The sequence below is a fragment of the Prosthecobacter sp. Pr1 genome (genome assembly GCF_057652315.1).
The window spans coordinates 1-16,156 of sequence record NZ_JBYFBS010000013.1 but is presented as its reverse complement, the minus strand read 5'-3'; the positions used below and the strand labels follow the sequence as shown (position 1 = coordinate 16,156).

Genomic DNA, 16,156 nt, shown 5'->3' with positions numbered 1-16,156 from the left:
TTCTAAGCACGGGATTCTTTCAAAAAACGCAAAAAACGGTATTATAAAGACTTGGCTAGCATAGTGTTAAGCCTCTGCCTATGACATCCCGACTCCCATTGTTTAAATCCATCGCGTTCATCGCCAGTCTCAGCCTTCTGGGCGTTTCTGGTCTGCCACTTCAGGGCCAGGAGGCAAAAGCCAAGGGTAAGCCTGCCCAGAACAAGAAAGGTGCCCCGCCCACGGCCACCTCTCTGGTGAAAGACATGAAGGCTTCCGTCGCCTTCATCGCCAAGAATTCCAAGGACATCAATCCGAAGTCCAAGCAGGCGGTGCCGTTTTACGCCGCCCTGAAGTCCACCGCGAAGGGGCTCGATCAGCTTGAAAAAGGCATTGCAGACAAGAGCCCTGAGATGCTCAAAGGCCTGGACACCACCGGTGAAGGCGTGACACAGCTTTCCACCACCTGGGCCATCATCCGCGGTGCACATCCGAAGTCCCAGGTGGGCCGCGGTGTGAAATCCCTCGATGCCGCTTATGAAATGTACCTCAGCCATTTCGGCCCTTCCGTTGCCATCCTGAAAAAAGGCGGCAAAAAGGGCAAGCTCACGGATGCTGAACTCGCTGAAATTCAGGCTGCAGGCCCGAAGATGGAAGAGCTGATCGGCAACCTGAAGCAGGCTGCCGCATCTGCGAAACCCAAGTCCTATCAGTCCCGCATGATCGCGGACTTGATCAACCTTGCCACGAAGATCCTGGGCATTCAGGGTACTGATCGCGGCACCTACGCGAAGTATCAGTACCAGACCGCCCGCCTGAGAAACTCGATGGGCGCTTATGGCAACATCTCCCGGTCCTACTACCCGGACTACTACCAGTCCTCATGGGGCAAGCTCACTCCTTTCGTCAATGTGCTGACTTCCATCTTTGGTGGATCGGCTTGGACCTACTATGACGGCTGGAACTACTATGACTCGAGCATCTCCAACTACGGCAGCTACTACGAAAGCACTTCCATCAGCACCTCCATCAGCGTGACTGAAGTCTCCTCCTATGAGGAGTCTGTGGAAAGCTACGAGGAAGAAATCGCGACGGAAGAAGATGCCGAAGACGAAGAGGAGATCGATGAAGAGCAGGAGGAGGAAGAGGACGAGGATGATGAAGAAGAAGACGACCAGTCCCTCGCCGACGAAGCTGCGGACTGCGAAGACGACGACGACGGCGACGGCATCTCCGACGAAGAAGATGAAGATGACGACAACGACGGCGTCAGCGACGAAGAAGACACCGACGACGACGGCGACGGCGAGTCCGACGAAGAAGACGCTGACGAGGATGAAGAAGAGGAAGAAGAAGACGACGACGATTGCGACGGCGCTGCCGATTGCGACGACGGCGGCTGCTGCGAGGAGTAATCCTTCGCAGTGAGAGTTTCTTCCTGAAACAATTCCAAGCGCATGGTCTCCGGACCATGCGCTTTTTTATGGGTGCTGCATGCTGGAGCCATGAGCCGAACAGTCGAACTCAATCAGCGCTGTCTCGGAGCATTTTTAATAATGAGGCATGCGACAAATCCAGAGCGGCGAAAGCGGTTCTCACTCTCCCCGCCCCTGACACACGAAATCAAAAAGTATTTTTTCTTTGGGGGAGAGAGCCGGGGTGAGGTGGCGACAGGCATCCTTCGCCAACTTGGGCTACCCCTCACCTGACCTCTCCCCATAGGATGTTCTGGGCCTTTGTTCTGTCTTCGGTGGGGAGAGGGGATTCGCTTGATTTTCGCGCGAGGTTATGAGCGAGAAAAGCCACGCCATTATTAAAAATGGTAGAGCATTGGTCCTGAACTGCCACCAACGCGCAGCTCCTGATGTGGCGTTCCTTGCCGGATCATTGCCAGTCCGATGGTCTGGCCTGTGGTGGGATGCTTTGTCACGCTGGTGACTTTGCCGAGGGCCTTTTCAATCCAGAGTTCGTCTCCTTCATTCACTGCCACGTCGGATTCGAAGGCGATCATCTCGCGTGGCATTTTGCCGGTGGTTTTGATGCGTGAGAGCACTTCCTGGCCGATGTAGCAGCCTTTGGTGAAGTTCATGGCCCTGGCTTCGAGGTCGGCTTCCGGCGGAAACGTTTCGGTGTTCAGTTCGTGCGGCCAGCGGGGGATTTTCTGCAGGATGCGCCAGGTTTCGAGGTCGGCCTCACTCAAGATGAGGAGTGATTCGAATGTGGGAGCGTCTGCCGATGCGGGAAGCCAGATGTCGAGGCCTTCTGCGCCGTAGCGTGACGAGTGCAGGATGTGGTGCGGGCAATCCTGCGCACAATGAACGTTGTCCATGCGGGCAGGGGCGTCTGCACCACCCCGGACATGCCAGAGCTGCCACTCCTCGGTGACGTCGGTGAGTTCCACGTCATCGGCCACGATGTAGCGCTCAAGACGCATGCCCAGCGTTTCGCGAAGATCGGGTTCGGCGTCCAGCAGCAGAGAGTCGCCCTCGGCATGCACAAACACATCTGCAGCGATGCGGCCCTTCACATCCGTCACGCAGGCATAGAGAGATTCATCGGATTTGACCTGGCGCATGTCGTTGGTGACCTGGCCGTTCAGATAGCGAGTACGGTCGGCGCCGGTGAGCCTGAATTTGGCGCGGGAGGAAAGATTCACGGCGGCTCCGTGGGTGGTGATCTGCTGGAAGAAACTGGCGGTCATGCCTTATGAATGAGCAGACTGTGCGGCCTCGCAAGCTGGCAAAGTCGAGGGATTGTATTGACTCAACTCGGTGGTGAGGCAGTGTCATCGTTCCTCTCATGCGTACACTTTTACTGCTCCTTTCTACTGTTTCCATTTTCAGTCTTGTCCCGGAGGCCGCTGCACAGGCTCCGGCTGCTGCACCAACGGAAGGAAAGATCCGCGTTGTCACCCGCAATCTGGAGCCATTTTCCTTCGACAAGGACGGCCGCCGTCTGGGCTATGCAGCGGAGTTGTGGGACCAGCTGGCACGTGAGACGAAGCTGGACTACGAAGTCAAGGTGGTGAACACCGCAGCTGAAATCATCGAGGAGCTGAAGAACAAAACGGCGGATGTGGGCGTGGGTGCGATCAGCGTCACGGCCAAGCGCGAAGAAGTCATCGACTTCACGCAGCCCTTCTATGAGTCAGGTCTGCAGGTGCTGGTCAATGGCGGCAGCGGCAGCTTTGCTGACAGCATCTTCTCCCTCATCGGCAATCTCTTTAACGTCGAGCTCATCGGTGCTTTCGCCCTGCTCATGGTGACGATGCTCATCATCTCCCACCTTGTCTGGCGCTTTGAGCATCCGTTGAACGGCGACCAATGGCCCGAAGACTACAAGAAGGGAATGTTGGAGTCCTTCTGGTGGACGATCAGCACGCTGCTCGTGGGTGGCGCAGACAACAAGGGCCCCGTTGGCCTTGGTGGTCGTATCGTGGCCATCGTTTGGATGCTGCTGAGCATCGTGCTGGTCTCCTTGCTCACCGCTTCCTTCACCACCACCCTGACCGTCAACACCCTCAAGGGCGACATCAATGGCCCTGGTGATCTGCCCGGCCGCAAAGTGGCCACCGTCAAGGGCAGCACCGCCGAAACCTGGCTCTCCACCAAGGGGGCCAAAGTGGTGCCCTATGCCACGGTCACCGAATGCGTGGCCGCATTGAAGGGTAAAGATGTGGATGCTGTCGTGTACGATGCACCCGTGCTGCAATACGAAGCCGGCAAACTGAATGACGAAAATCTGCAGATGGTCGGCCCCATGTTTGAGAAACAGAACTACTCCTTCGCCCTGCAGCAGGACAGCACACTGCGTGAGAAGCTGAACCAAGGCCTCCTGAAACTCACCGAACAGGGCGTGGGCAACGAACTGCGGAAGAAGTACTTCGGCGAGGACAAGTAAGGTCTGCCCCTTTTGAATCCACAAAAGAGCGACGGCGTGATGCTGTCGCTCTTTTGCTGGGCGCTGATCAGGCTGTGTGATCAAGCTGCTTGCCATTTTGGCCTTCCGCAGACATGAAGGATTGAGCGTCGTATGCCTGCCTCTCCCACATCCACACCTGGAATATTTGCCACCATCGTGGCGGTGTTTCGGCAGAACCGCGTGCCATGCCTGGTGCTTAACGTGTTCGCCGTGGCCCTGGTGGTCAGCTACTATCAGGTGCCGGCGCTGGCGGGCTTTTGGGAGTCGCTGGGGGCGTTCAAGACGCACTGGTCCTTCGCTTTTTCCTGTGTCTCCACCATGTTTGCCGCAGCGCTCATGCCCACGGGCATTCAGCGGATCATGGGCACGCTGCCGAAGGAGGGGGGAGGAAAGCGTCTGCTGCTGCTCATGCTGTTCTGGGGGTATCGCGGCATGGAGATCGATCTGTTTTATCACTTCCAGACCTGGATGTTTGGGGACGCGCATGATGGTGCCACGCTGGTGAAGAAGGTGCTGGTGGATCAGTTCATCATGAGCCCGATCTGGTTTGTGCCCACGTATGTGATCGCCCTGCGCTGGGTGGAACTGGGCGGCTCCTGGGCACGCACGCGGCCGACCTTGAACCGTGAGTTCTGGACGCGCACCTGCCCGACGGTGCTCATCACGAACTGGCTGGTGTGGATCCCTGCGCTGGCCCTTGTTTACAGCCTGCCTGCGGCGCTGCAGTTTCCGCTGTTTTCTGTGGTGATGTGCTTCTTCATTCTGGTGGTGACGGTGATGACGCAGAGGCGAGAAGAGGCTGAAATTTGACCACGGAATACACTGAATACACGGAAGCCGGAGCAGGGTGGATGAATCCGTGGCTTCAGTGTTTTGAATGGGATTTCAGCAGTTCGAGCAGCCGGAGGAGATCGTCTTCGCTGATGTCCACGAAGGAATCGAGGGAGCGGATGGCGGCGATGATTGCCTCGTGAGTGGGAAGTGATTCATCTGTGGGGGCGCTGGGCTTCTGTGCGGGGTGATGGAAGGCGTTGGGGTAGCGGCGCCAGTGGAAGGCGTAGTTGATGAGCACGGCGAGCAGCACCATGATGAGGGCATTGGTGAGGACGGGAAAGAGCACGAAGCTGAAGCCGAGCTGGTGGATGGCGCTGCCACCCATGACAGCGGTGAAGGCGGTGGCGCCGCCGGGCGGGTGGATGCATTTGAGCTGCTGCATGGCCCCGATGGCGAGGCCGACTGCGCAGGCTGAGGCGATGGCGGCGTGAGGGATGAACTGCGCACAGGCGACGCCAATGAGCGCGGAGATACCATGCCCTGCTATGACCGGCCATGGCTGGGAAAGCTGGCCGTGAGGCACGCCAAAGAGCAGCACGGCGCTGGCCCCCATGGAGGTGATGAGAGCGGCTGCTCCGCCTCCTGGGAGGGCGTATGTGGAAATGGCGATCAATGCCAGGATGGCGAGTCCGCCGCCGAGGACGGAGACGGCTTTTTCAGTGATGCTGACTTCGATGAGCTCGATGCCGAGCCATTGGCGCAGAGTGGGGATGGGCACGTGCCTGAGCGGTTTTATTTTGCGGGGTGATCAGCCAGGCCCGCATCAGAAAACTCGGCGAGATAACAGGGCGGGCTGGCATAGCTCGCTGGCTCGTCTTCGAGTTCTTGCTCCTTGGCAAGATGGGCTAGCTGGGCAAGCAAGGCATCTGCGCCTGGGCCCTCTGGCGCACGCTTTGGAGGCGTCACATGGCTGGGCGGATGGGGCTTCATCGGGAAGGAGTGAGCGGGAAGCCAAGGCCCGTGCGGGTGGCTGCGAGCCAGCGGTGACGGTTCCACCACAAGCCGGCGATGATGGCTCCGAGGGCGTATGCGGCCACATCGGCGGGATCTCCTGTTGCGTGCGTGAGCTTGGGAATGAACCACTCGAAGAGCAGGGACCAGAACACGAGATGTCCTGCGATCTCGAGTGGTTGCGGAGGCCCATCCTGCGCGCGCAACCCCAGACGGTGATGCAGCCAGAGCACGGGAGGCAGCGCGCAGGGGATGAGCCAGAGGTCATTGAAGTGAAACATCATGAAGCCCGGTAGTGCATGGGGCTTGATGAAGCAGCGGTTGATGCCGTAGGCCATGCAGGCGGTCAGGAACAAGGCATCACGGAAGTAGTGGAAACGTGGCATGTCAGCAGAGGGCATAAATGACACCGCCGGCACTCGCGGCGATGAGGAGCTTGATCAGCAGTGCTTTGGTGATGAGCAGCATGGTGGGGAAGGGGGCGGCTGCGATTCAGCTCTGATTGGCTGAGAGCCATCGAATGTTGAAGCCGCAGGCAGAAGCGGTGAGAAAATGATCCGCAACGACGTTGTGGTCCGGGCATGGAGGCACAATGCGACTGTCAGGCTTGGGTGGACTGGCATTTTGCAAATAAGTATCGTATTACGATATATGTCAAACAAGGATGGCCCTGAAAATGCTCCACAAGACGGCATGCCCAGACGCAAACCGTTCTCCAAAGCTCAGTATGAAAACCTCGCGGCGTTTCGCTTCGCGTTGAGGAAATTCCTTCGCTTCAGTGAAGATGCCGCAGGAGGGGCAGGGCTGACGCCGCAGCAGCATCAGGCGCTGCTGGCGATCAAAGGGTATCCTGGCCGAGACCGCGTGACAGTGGGGGAACTGGCGGAACGTCTGCAGATCAAACACCACAGCGCTGTCGGTTTGATCGACCGGCTGGTGCTGGAGAATCTGGTGGAGCGGGACACCTCGGCGGAGGACCGGCGTCAGGTGCACATCAGCCTCACCCCGCGTGGCGAGGGCGTGCTGGAGGAGCTTTCATCCATGCACCGGGAGCAACTGCGGCTCATTGGGCCGGAATTGAGCAATCTGCTGCAGAGACTGGGGCAGGGAGATGCGGGGGCTTGAGGGGCTGTTATTTTTCCTGAACGTCCGCCCTACTTCCAAAACTTCTCAATCGCAGCGACGAGGCCGGGGATGCTGTTTTCTTTGGCTTCGACATCGACCTTGAGGCCGTGGGCTTTGATGGCGGCGCTGGTGACGGGGCCGATGCTGGCGATCTTGATGCCTTCGGGCAGGGCGACTTTGAGGTTGAGGAAGTGCTCGACGGTGGAGGCGCTGGTGAAGGTGATCATGTCGGCGCCTTCTTCTTTGAGGCGGGCGAGGGCTTCGAGGTTGTCCTCGGTCTCGGCGACGGTGCGGTAGGCTTCGCATTCATCGACGATGGCGCCCATGCCGCTGAGTTCGTTGGCGATGACTTCGCGCGCTTCCTGGGCGCGGACCCAGAGCACCTTCACGTTGTCCATGTCCTGGTGGTCTTTGAAGGCTTTGACGAGGCCTTCGGCGACGTAGTTCTTTTTGTCGGGCATGAGGTCCACGGCGAGGTGGCGGGCCTTCACCTTTTCGGCGGTGCCGGGTCCGATGCAGGCAATGCGCACGCCGCCGATGCAGCGGGCGTCGTTGTAGAGCTTGTCGAACATGGTGAAGAAGGCGTCCACGCCGTTCGGGCTGGTGAAGATGATCCAGTCGTAGGTGTGGCAGTCCTGGACGAGCTCGCCGAAGGAAAGCTGGTCTTCCACGGGAGCGATGCGGATGGTGGGGATTTCGATGACGTTGGCACCGAGCACGGAGAGCTGCTTGGTCAGCACGCTGGCCTGAGCACGGGTGCGGGTGACGACGATTCTCTTGCCAAAAAGCGGGCGGTCTTCAAACCAGTTCAACTGCGGGCGCTCGGTGACGACGTCGCCGACGACGGCCACGGCGGGGGCTTTGAAGCCTGCTGCCTTCACCTTGGCGGCGATGTCGCTCAGGGTGCCAACGAGGGTCTGCTGGTGGCTGTGCGTGGCCCAGCGCACAAGGGCGACGGGGGTTTCCGGATTGGCGCCGTGCTTGAGGAATTCGCGGGTGATTTCCTCGATGCGCTCCACGCCCATGAGGAAGACCTTGGTGCCGTCTGCCTGGGCGATCTTGGCGTAATTGAGCGAGGTGTCCGGCTTCGTCGGGTCTTCGTGGCCGGTGAAGATGGTGAGCTGGGAGGCGTGGGAGCGGTGCGTGACCGGGATGCCAGCGTAGGCAGGGCCTGCGATGGCGGAGGTGATGCCGGGGACGATTTCAAACTTCACGCCGGCTTCATGGAGCTCGGCGGCTTCCTCGGCCCCACGGCCAAAGAGCACGGGATCGCCGCCCTTCAGGCGCGTGACCGTCTTGCCTTCGGTGGTGAGCTTGACGATGAGTTTGTTGATTTCCTCCTGCGAGAGCGTGTGGTCGCCGGCCTTCTTGCCGACGTAGATGCTGGCCGCGCCGTCCTTGGCATAGCGCAGGTGCTCGGGATTGCAGAGGTAGTCGTAAACGAGGACGTCAGCGGCTTCGATGCATTCCTTTCCCTTGAGCGTGAGAAGTCCGGGATCGCCGGGACCGGCGCCGACGAGATAACAGATGCCAGGGGTGATTTTCTTGGTGGCCATGGTGGGAAAGGGGGCGCTCAAGGTGTCGAAACCACGGCTTACTGCAAGGATGGATGACGGATTCCCTTTTACTGATCGGTGGTCGAGGTTAAATCGTTAAGGATGCCAACCGTGCCTGCCATCCTCTTAAATCTGCCTGCTGCCTGTGATCCGTCTGAACCGGTGCTGCTGGCGATCTCGGGCGGGCGGGACTCGGTGGCGCTGCTGCACCTGCTGCGGGAGGCGGGGTTCACCCAGCTGATTCTCTGCCATTTGAACCATGGTCTGCGGGGCAAGGAATCGATCGACGATGCGGCCTTTGTGCGGCGCATGGCGAAGAAGCTGGGGCTGAAGTGCGAGATCGAGACGGAGGATGTGGCGGCGCTGGCGGAGAAAAGCCGTGTTTCGACCGAGACGGCGGCGCGCGAGGCTCGGCATGCGTTTCTGCTGCGCATGGCGGAGAAATACGATGTGTGGGTCGTGCTGCTGGCGCATCATGCGGAAGATCAGGCGGAGACGATTTTGGCGAATCTTTGCCGTGGCACGGGGCTGGCGGGGCTGGCGGGCATTCATGCGGTGCAGCGGCTGGACTCGGGCCTGCATCTGGTGCGCCCGCTGCTGCAGGCACGGCGCAGCGAGATCGATGCGTATCTGAAATCCAAGCGCTTCAAGTATCGGGAAGATTCGAGCAACACCTCGCCGAAGCACCGCCGGAACCGGGTGCGGCATGAGGCGCTGCCGCTGCTGAATGATATTTTTGATCGTGACGTGGTGCCGCAGGTGCTGCGGCTGGGCTCGCTGGCGGAGCAGGATGATGATGCGCTGCAGCGTCAGGCCCTGGCGTTTCTGATGGCGGACGGGCAGGTGAAGGAGGATCGCTCGCTGGTGATCACGCCGGAGCTGCTGGCGTTGCATCCGGCGGTGTCGTCACGGGTGTTTGCGCTGTGGCTGCGCGAGGCGTGGGAGCTGCCGGGCATCGAGCATGATGTCATTGATGCAGCGATGGGCATGCTGGCGCCGGATGGTGCGGCGAAGATCAATCTGCCGGGGGACAGGCACCTGCGGCGCAAGGCGAAGCGGATGTGGGTGGAGTAGTGGGAAAGTACTCACGAGCTTTAGCTCGTTCCGGATTCTGGGAAGAACGCACGCCATCCAGAGTGAGCTAAAGCTCACAAGTACTTTCCCGGAGCGAGCTGAAGATCGCGAGTACTTTGAAGAAGCTTACCCTTCCAGAGTGTGGATGAACAGGCCGCTGCGGAGTTTGGGTTCAAACCAGGTGCTCTTGGGGGGCATGATCTGGCCGACGTCGGAGATGGCCATGAGCTGATCGACGGTGGTGGGGAACATGGAGAAGGCGACGGTGTGCTCCTTGCCATTCACGAGTTTTTCCAGTTCTGCGGTGCCACGGATTCCGCCGATGAAGTCGATGCGCTTGCTGGTGCGCGGGTCGTCGATGCCGAGGATCGGCTTGAGGAGGCGGTCCTGCAGGATGCTGACGTCAAGCTGGTCGATGGGGCTGGCGTCTTTGGCGGCCTCCCAGGTGAGCTCGTACCACTGGTCCTTGAGGTACATGCAGCACTGGCCGCCCTTGGTGGGGGACTTGAGCGTGGTGGGCTTGATCGTGAAGACTTCGCCGACCTTCTTGAGGAACTCCTCGCGGTCGTTGCAGTTGAGGTCTTTGACGGCGCGGTTGTAGGGCAGGATTTTGAGCTCGTTGCCGGGGAAGAGGACGCTGAGGAACCAGTTGTAGTTTTCCTCGCCGGTGTGGTTCGGATTGGCCTCGCGGCGGAGCTTGCTGACGCGGAAGGCGCTGGCGGCGCGGTGGTGGCCGTCCGCCACGTAGGCGCAGGGGACCTGGCTTTCAAACAGGCCGGTCAGGGAGACGCAGAGGCCCAGTGAGAGGCGCCAGAGCTGATGACGCACGCCATCGGGGGCGGTGAAGTCATTGATGGGCTTCTCGTCCTTCATGAAGCTCTCGATCAGGGCGCTGATGCTCGGACGCTGGCGATAGGTGAGGAAGATGGGGCCGGTGTTGGCGTTGAGAGCATCGACGAGATTGGTGCGGTCGTCCTCTTTGTCCTGACGGGTCTTTTCATGCTTCTTGATGATGTCCTTCTCGTAGTCCTCGGTGTGACAGACGGTGACGAGGCCGGTCTGGCTGTGGCCGGCGATGACCTGGCGGTAGAGGTACATGCAGGGCTTGCCTTCGCGCACCAGGATGCCGTCCTTTTGCAGGCGGTCGAAGTTTTCGCGGGCCTTGGCGTAAACGGGGGCGGAATAGGGGTCGATTTCAGGATCGAGGTCGATTTCGGCGCGGTCCACATGCAGGAGGCTGAAGGGCTTGCCCTTGGCCAGGGCGGCGGCTTCCTCACGGTTCACCACGTCGTAAGGAACGGCGGCGACTTCGGGGGCGTTTTTCTGGGTGGGGACGAGACCTTTGAATGAGCGGATGCGCATGGGGCGGGATAGAGCGAGGGGGGGCGGTTGTCAATCGCGGAGCAAGGCCGGAAGGCTGTCCTGAATGGAAGTTCATCAAAGCTGGGCAAGTGCAGACCGGCAGGAGATTGTAAACTGAGAACTGAAAACTGAGAATTGTAAATTGGCCGGAGAGAAAGCGTGAGCCTTTGTGCGGCGCAACTGGACAACTTTCACTCCGCACTCTTCGCAGCATTCGCCTCATGATTCTCCCGCGCTACTTTGCGCGCTGCTGACACCACATGGGTGCAGGCTTCGATGCAGAGCAGGGGCATGGCGTTGGGGGCGTGGTTGGGCTGCGTTTTGCCTGCGGCGGCTCCGGCCATGGGCTGGGTGGCGGTGAGGGGCCAGAGGATGCGGCGGAGGCACTTTGTATTGGCGCAGGTCTTGCCGATGAGCGCGTGGGCCTGATCATCGGTGATGGTGTTGACGAAGCGGTACATGCCGGTCTGACGGCCAAGGAGATCGCGCAGGGGGACGGCGGTGAGTTTTTCCTGCTCAAGCGCACGCGCCATGCCGATGGCGGCGGGGTAGAAGAAATCGAGCGCTAGGCGCAGTTCGTCGAGGTCGGTGAGATCGAGACGCCACCCGCGATTCAAGGTTGGCGCGGAGTGCAGCGGGCGGAAGGTGCCGCAGGCATCGTTCCGGGCGATGAAGAGGGCATCGTGCGCCTCGTGGTGGATTTGCAGATCCGCTTTGCCGCGATCGGCGATGTGGCAGAGCGAGTAGGTACCGTCGGGGTTGGTGGTGATGAGGATCTCGCCGATCTCATCGAGGCCGGAATTCAACCAGTAGGCGAGGGAGGATTTCACCTCGTCGTTGGGCATGCCTTTTTTGCTCTGCACCTGGTGCTTGGCGTCGAAGTCGTGCACCTGATCGAGGATGACGTCTGCCATGAGGGGTTCGGTGCCGATGGCGCCGCTGTAGTAGATCTGGCGGCCCTGGAGGTGGTGCGGGTTTTGATGGAAGACGCCGCTCTCGCTGAGTGCCTCGCCGACGTCCTCGCGCATGCCGAGGAGGACGGGGATGTCTTGAAAGCTGTGCAGGCCGTCGGCGATGAAGAAGGGGACGACGACGACGTTCGGCGCGGTGGTGAGCGTGGCCCAGTCCTTCACAAAGGGGGCCTCTTCCATGTAGGCGTCGATGACTTCGGCGAAGCCGTAGTGGCCGCCGCGAATGAGGGCGACCTGATCCTGAATGGCCTTGGTGGAGTTTTCGTTCAGGCTGGTGCCGTGGCCGACGATGACGAGGCTGGTCTGATCGCGCGGCACATGGGGGGCGACTTCATCGGCACGCTGAATAAGCAGGCGCGTCATGTTCGGGTGGATGCCCACGGGATCGCAGTAGTGGATCGTTTTGCCATCTCGCTGCGTGGTGGGGCCGTCGAGCCGCAGTTCACGCGGGAGCACCTGCTGGCAGAAGTAGCCTTCGCTGATGAAATTCGGGACGATGTAGATGACCTCGCTGTCCACCATCTCGTACACCTCGCGCATGTTCGGCTCCTCTTTCCAGAAGCAGCAGACGACTTCGCGGAAGAGACCGCGACGGCGGATGGAGTCGGCGTGCAGATGCGTCGGGGAGCTGGAGTCCGGGTTCGTGGTGGAACCGTGACCGACGATGATGAGGGCGGCGTGAGAGTAAGAGTTCAAGAAGAGATGAAGTGGTGTGTCTGGTTCGTCCTCGTCCTCCTACTCGAACTCGTCCTCGATCCTAAAGTACACGTAGGGTGAGGCGAGGCGGAGAAACTGAAAACTGGGAACTGAGAATTGAAAACTGAAAATTGAAGAGGGGATACGCGGAGTGATGGAGTGGTGCGATGCGAATGGCCCGTGATTACGTCACGGGAGGCGCGGTTGGAAACAATTCGTCATGCGAGTTTCCTCATTTCTCATTCAACCGTGGCGGAAGCGCAGGTCTTTGATCTTCGCATCGGGCAGCTTCTCCTGAAGGCGTTTGAGAATTTTCACTTTCTCCTGCATCAGTGCGTGGTGGGCTGTGGGCTGAATGAGGCGGACGCTGAGGATGCCGCGCTCGAAGGTGTCCGGGCGGGTGAGTTTGAAAAGGAACGCGCCGACGATCTCCTGCCAGGCGGCGAGGATGTCCTCCAGCTTCACGCGATTGGACATGCCGGCCTTGGCCATGATCTGCGTGGCGAGGTCTCCCACCCTCAGCGTGGGCAGGTCCATCAGCGGCCCGTCCTCCACGCCACGCCACGCCGAGATGAGGTTGTGGCGCCTGCGCATGGCGGCGGTGGGCTTGCGTTTATCCATGGGCGCACCCTAGACGGCAATTGGCGGGTGCTAAATCGCAAATTTCAAATCTCGCATTTCCGGCAGGCCGCCGCTAAAGATGCCCTCTCCCCCGACCAACCGCCATGTCCGCCGCCACTCTCCCCACCGACCATACCGACCCGATCAACGCGCAGATTCTCGCCGTGAGCGAGGACCGCATCAAGGGCTTCACCCCCACGCCGTTTCAGGACATTGCACAGTTGAGCGGCCTGCCGCTGGAGACGGTGGTGGAGCGCATCCAGGCGATGCTGAAGGCCGGGGTGATCCGCCGCGTGCGTCAGACCCTGCTGGCCAACAAGCTGGCCGAAGGCGCGCTGGTGGCCTGGAAGGTGCCCACGGAAAAGCTGGACGCCGCCTTTGAATTCCTCTTCAAGCAGGACCCCTTCAGCGGGCACGTGGTGCTGCGCTCCACGGACCGTGAGGTGAGCGGGAGCGACTACCGCCTGTGGACCACGCTGAAAGTGCCGCAGGGCTATGACATCAACCAGCATTGCGATGTGCTGGCGAAGCTGATCGGTGCGGAGAGCTACTACACCATGGAAGCGCACGGCATCTTCGCCCTGGGCGTGGGCCATGTGCGCCGCAAGACGCTGGAGCCCGGCGAGCGCGCCGAAGTGCCTGCCGTGATGATGACCACCAACATCGCCGAACTGGATGAGGAAGAGTGGAACGTGCTGCTGCACCTCAAAGGTGACCTGAGCGTGGACGAAGTGGGCCCAAACCCTTGGGAAGGCCGCGCCAAGGCTGCGGGGGTCTCGTTTGAGAAATTCTGTGAAGTCGCCAAACAGCTCGATAAAAAAGGCGTCATCGGCCGCTTCTCGACCTTCCTGGAGCACGTGAAGCCCAGCTCCACAGGCGTGCGCGTCACGCGCTTCAATGCACTCTTCCACTGGAAGGTGCCAAAGGGCATGGAAGAACGTGCAGGCGGCGAAGTGGGCCGCCACACCATCATGACCCACGCCTACTGGCGTGAAGGCGGCGACCGCTTTGCCAACGTGAACATCATGGGCGTCATCCACGGCACGGACAAAGAAATGGTGCTGGCCCACAAGGCCGCCATCGACAAGCATCTGGCCGAAGAAGGCATCCCGCTGGAATACACGAATGTGTTCTGGGGCGGTCGCAGCGAAATCAAGCCCAGCGAGATCTCACCGATCGTGTTCAAGGAATGGCACGCGAAGTGGAAGGATGTGGCGGGGCCGGTGGTGTGAGGGCTGTGCGTGATTTTGTTTACATTGAAACGCCCGGCGCGGCTCGTGTGAGGATTTCCTCCACCACCGCGCCTTTGGCGTTTGCATAGGCGTTCATGTCCGGCCAGTCCTGCTGCGCGAGCCTGCGTTTGACTGACTCATAGAGCTGCCGGTCTGCGGCGTGGGTGCGCAGCCAGTCGCGAAACAGCACATGCCGGGTGTGCTCCACGCAGCCGATGGTGAAGACATGAATGTGAACATCCAGCTCCGGGGTGCGGAGCATGCGGTGCTCATGCCAGTCCGGCTCACGCACGCGGAGGAGGTAGCCTGCGGCCACCAGCGCATCCAGGTAGGCGGCTTCGTCGGCGGAGTCTGCGACGAGCACGTCGATGTCGATGATGGGCTTGGCGGCCAGTCCGGGAACGGAGGTGGAGCCCACATGCTCGATGACGAGTGCCTTGGAACCCAGGGCCAGGAAGATGCGCGCGGCATGGTGGTCAAACTTCGACGCCCAGCATGGGTCGTGATCCACGATCACGATCTCGCGCTTTTCAGTGCCGCCGATCAGGACTTCGCTCATGGCCGTCGTTTAGAATTGATGATGGGAAAAGTTCACGGGAGTTTCCAGCCTTTGGGCTTTCGTCATTTCTCAGAAGTTTATTGATGGTTATCCTTCACCCAAATGAGGGCATACGTGAAGCCCAGGCCAATGCCCTTTTCAGCCATGAAAATGTCGTAGTCGAGGCTCCCGACTCGTCCGGTGGCAAAGGAGCGTAGCATGTCCGAAACCCCGTAAAACTGTCCGAGGGGGCTGCGGGGCATTTTGTGGCCTTTTTTGGGATGGGCCAGAACATCGAGTGCGGCGTCCATATTGTCCGCGCATTGGAGGAGATGGCGGCTGAGGGCGACAGTGATGGCAAAGGTGGTGCCATCACGAGCGCCGGCGGCATCACGCTCGCGCTCATAGTCCGGCAGTGCGGTGTACAGTTCCGCCCAGGTCTGGGCCAGCACATTGAAGGCAGGCTGGTAGGCCGGGTCGAGTCCGGCATCATGCAAGGCGGCGGGCAGTGAGGGCGTCTTGAGCACGGCACCGGCCGCCACGCGCGCAGGGTCGGCCAGGCCATTGAGCGCTGCGACGAAGCCGCTGAAATCTTCGTTCCCGTAGGCGGTGGCCGCCACCTCGCGCAGGTTCGATCCGCGCGGAATCGTCACGCTCACGCTGGCCGGGGCGGGGACGTCTTCCATTTTTACGGAAGGCAGCGGCGGGACGACGGCCTTGGGCGGCTTGCGGTTGCAACCGGGAGCCAGCAGGAGAAGCGAGAGGATGGGGATCAAGAGGTGACGCATAACTTTCTGTGGCAGGCCTTGCCTCAGCATGCATCGCCGAGAGGTGACGTGGGATTGCTCACTTCTTCGGCTGCTTGGGAATGGCGATGGTGACGGAGTAGTGTCCGGCGCCGTTGGGAGAATCGGCCAGATAGAGAATGAAGCCGTTGCTGGTGGGCTCCAGGGCCACGACGTCGCGGCCCTTGCGTTTGACGATGGTGGCATGGGGGAGGTCCAGGCTGGCATACTCGGCCCACTGGGCCGGTGTCTTGCGCGGGTTGTTCCAGGGCTTGCCCTTGAACGTCATGTCATCGGGCTCGGACCAGTGGAGGTGCGTCCATTTCACACCGTCTTGGGTGAAGGTGAACTTTTCGCTGCCGTCGATCTGTCCGGAGATCGTCAGGTATTCATAGGGATCCACCGGGCGCTTGGGGGCGGAGGAGCAACTGCTGAGGATGACGAGAAGGAACAGGGCAGAAGCAACAGCGGGCAGGGACTTCATGGGATGGGCGGAATCGTGCAGGGAGTG

Annotated in this window: 16 protein-coding genes; 6 read left to right on the top strand and 10 right to left on the bottom strand. The window is 60.4% G+C overall.

What is annotated here, in order from left to right; genetic code table 11:
* Positions 1-80: 80 nt before the first annotated feature.
* A complete protein-coding gene (locus tag AC24GY_RS19485) occupies positions 81-1,394 on the top strand; it encodes a hypothetical protein (RefSeq protein ID WP_487686556.1) in 1,314 nt (437 codons plus the stop codon).
* Positions 1,395-1,792: 398 nt separating this feature from the next.
* Here the strand turns inward: AC24GY_RS19485 and ygfZ are convergent, their stop codons facing one another.
* On the bottom strand, positions 1,793-2,680 hold the full coding sequence (ygfZ, locus tag AC24GY_RS19480) for a CAF17-like 4Fe-4S cluster assembly/insertion protein YgfZ (RefSeq protein WP_422321339.1): 888 nt from the start codon (positions 2,678-2,680) through the stop codon (positions 1,793-1,795).
* Between the two features lie 98 nt (positions 2,681-2,778).
* Here ygfZ and AC24GY_RS19475 point away from each other — a divergent pair, with 98 nt between their 5' ends.
* Both AC24GY_RS19475 and AC24GY_RS19470 read left to right on the top strand, forming a co-directional pair.
* A complete protein-coding gene (locus AC24GY_RS19475) occupies positions 2,779-3,879 on the top strand; it encodes a transporter substrate-binding domain-containing protein (RefSeq protein WP_422321338.1) in 1,101 nt (366 codons plus the stop codon).
* A gap of 132 nt (positions 3,880-4,011) precedes the next feature.
* Entirely contained in the window at positions 4,012-4,710 is a 699-nt protein-coding gene (locus AC24GY_RS19470; RefSeq protein WP_487686555.1) for a hypothetical protein, read from the top strand.
* A gap of 55 nt (positions 4,711-4,765) precedes the next feature.
* Here the strand turns inward: AC24GY_RS19470 and AC24GY_RS19465 are convergent, their stop codons facing one another.
* Both AC24GY_RS19465 and AC24GY_RS19460 read right to left on the bottom strand, forming a co-directional pair.
* Positions 4,766-5,452: an HPP family protein gene (locus AC24GY_RS19465; protein ID WP_487686554.1), complete on the bottom strand. Its 687-nt coding sequence runs from the start codon at positions 5,450-5,452 to the stop codon at positions 4,766-4,768.
* Positions 5,453-5,660: 208 nt separating this feature from the next.
* A complete protein-coding gene (locus tag AC24GY_RS19460) occupies positions 5,661-6,071 on the bottom strand; it encodes a hypothetical protein (protein ID WP_487686553.1) in 411 nt (136 codons plus the stop codon).
* Positions 6,072-6,378: 307 nt separating this feature from the next.
* On the opposite strand from AC24GY_RS19460, the gene AC24GY_RS19455 reads away from it, so the two are divergent.
* Positions 6,379-6,810 carry a MarR family winged helix-turn-helix transcriptional regulator gene (locus AC24GY_RS19455; RefSeq protein ID WP_487686552.1) on the top strand — a complete coding sequence of 144 codons (432 nt, stop codon included), beginning with the start codon at positions 6,379-6,381 and terminating at the stop codon, positions 6,808-6,810.
* Between the two features lie 29 nt (positions 6,811-6,839).
* Here the strand turns inward: AC24GY_RS19455 and cobA are convergent, their stop codons facing one another.
* The gene (gene cobA / locus AC24GY_RS19450) at positions 6,840-8,366 is read right to left on the bottom strand and encodes a uroporphyrinogen-III C-methyltransferase (RefSeq protein ID WP_487686551.1); all 1,527 of its coding nucleotides are present in this window, start codon (positions 8,364-8,366) and stop codon (positions 6,840-6,842) included.
* 111 nt (positions 8,367-8,477) lie between these two features.
* On the opposite strand from cobA, the gene tilS reads away from it, so the two are divergent.
* Positions 8,478-9,440, top strand: coding sequence for a tRNA lysidine(34) synthetase TilS (gene tilS / locus AC24GY_RS19445; RefSeq protein ID WP_487686550.1), 963 nt, complete (start codon positions 8,478-8,480; stop codon positions 9,438-9,440).
* A 126-nt stretch (positions 9,441-9,566) separates the two neighbouring features.
* Here the strand turns inward: tilS and AC24GY_RS19440 are convergent, their stop codons facing one another.
* The 3 genes from AC24GY_RS19440 to AC24GY_RS19430 form a co-directional block, all read right to left on the bottom strand.
* On the bottom strand, positions 9,567-10,802 hold the full coding sequence (locus tag AC24GY_RS19440) for a DUF1015 domain-containing protein (protein WP_487686549.1): 1,236 nt from the start codon (positions 10,800-10,802) through the stop codon (positions 9,567-9,569).
* A gap of 191 nt (positions 10,803-10,993) precedes the next feature.
* The gene (locus AC24GY_RS19435; RefSeq protein ID WP_487686547.1) at positions 10,994-12,469 is read right to left on the bottom strand and encodes a CbiX/SirB N-terminal domain-containing protein; all 1,476 of its coding nucleotides are present in this window, start codon (positions 12,467-12,469) and stop codon (positions 10,994-10,996) included.
* A 243-nt stretch (positions 12,470-12,712) separates the two neighbouring features.
* Complete coding sequence (locus tag AC24GY_RS19430; RefSeq protein WP_397385693.1) at positions 12,713-13,090, bottom strand: DciA family protein; 378 nt, start codon at positions 13,088-13,090, stop codon at positions 12,713-12,715.
* 104 nt (positions 13,091-13,194) lie between these two features.
* On the opposite strand from AC24GY_RS19430, the gene AC24GY_RS19425 reads away from it, so the two are divergent.
* A complete protein-coding gene (locus AC24GY_RS19425; protein WP_487686545.1) occupies positions 13,195-14,322 on the top strand; it encodes an Lrp/AsnC family transcriptional regulator in 1,128 nt (375 codons plus the stop codon).
* 19 nt (positions 14,323-14,341) lie between these two features.
* Here the strand turns inward: AC24GY_RS19425 and AC24GY_RS19420 are convergent, their stop codons facing one another.
* The 3 genes from AC24GY_RS19420 to AC24GY_RS19410 all read right to left on the bottom strand — a co-directional run.
* Positions 14,342-14,881 carry a GrpB family protein gene (locus tag AC24GY_RS19420; RefSeq protein WP_487686543.1) on the bottom strand — a complete coding sequence of 180 codons (540 nt, stop codon included), beginning with the start codon at positions 14,879-14,881 and terminating at the stop codon, positions 14,342-14,344.
* A 77-nt stretch (positions 14,882-14,958) separates the two neighbouring features.
* A complete protein-coding gene (locus AC24GY_RS19415; protein WP_487686541.1) occupies positions 14,959-15,648 on the bottom strand; it encodes a hypothetical protein in 690 nt (229 codons plus the stop codon).
* A 58-nt stretch (positions 15,649-15,706) separates the two neighbouring features.
* The coding region (locus tag AC24GY_RS19410; RefSeq protein ID WP_487686539.1) for a hypothetical protein at positions 15,707-16,156 on the bottom strand (450 nt) is incomplete at its 5' end.

Coding starts and splice junctions, on each gene's coding strand:
- AC24GY_RS19425 (WP_487686545.1), top strand. CDS start 13,195: ATGTCCGCCGCCACTCTCCCCACCGACCATACCGACCCGATCAACGCG.
- ygfZ (WP_422321339.1), bottom strand. CDS start 2,680: ATGACCGCCAGTTTCTTCCAGCAGATCACCACCCACGGAGCCGCCGTG.
- AC24GY_RS19420 (WP_487686543.1), bottom strand. CDS start 14,881: ATGAGCGAAGTCCTGATCGGCGGCACTGAAAAGCGCGAGATCGTGATC.
- AC24GY_RS19415 (WP_487686541.1), bottom strand. CDS start 15,648: ATGCGTCACCTCTTGATCCCCATCCTCTCGCTTCTCCTGCTGGCTCCC.
- AC24GY_RS19475 (WP_422321338.1), top strand. CDS start 2,779: ATGCGTACACTTTTACTGCTCCTTTCTACTGTTTCCATTTTCAGTCTT.
- cobA (WP_487686551.1), bottom strand. CDS start 8,366: ATGGCCACCAAGAAAATCACCCCTGGCATCTGTTATCTCGTCGGCGCC.
- AC24GY_RS19440 (WP_487686549.1), bottom strand. CDS start 10,802: ATGCGCATCCGCTCATTCAAAGGTCTCGTCCCCACCCAGAAAAACGCC.
- AC24GY_RS19460 (WP_487686553.1), bottom strand. CDS start 6,071: ATGCCACGTTTCCACTACTTCCGTGATGCCTTGTTCCTGACCGCCTGC.
- AC24GY_RS19455 (WP_487686552.1), top strand. CDS start 6,379: ATGCCCAGACGCAAACCGTTCTCCAAAGCTCAGTATGAAAACCTCGCG.
- AC24GY_RS19430 (WP_397385693.1), bottom strand. CDS start 13,090: ATGGATAAACGCAAGCCCACCGCCGCCATGCGCAGGCGCCACAACCTC.
- AC24GY_RS19470 (WP_487686555.1), top strand. CDS start 4,012: ATGCCTGCCTCTCCCACATCCACACCTGGAATATTTGCCACCATCGTG.
- AC24GY_RS19485 (WP_487686556.1), top strand. CDS start 81: ATGACATCCCGACTCCCATTGTTTAAATCCATCGCGTTCATCGCCAGT.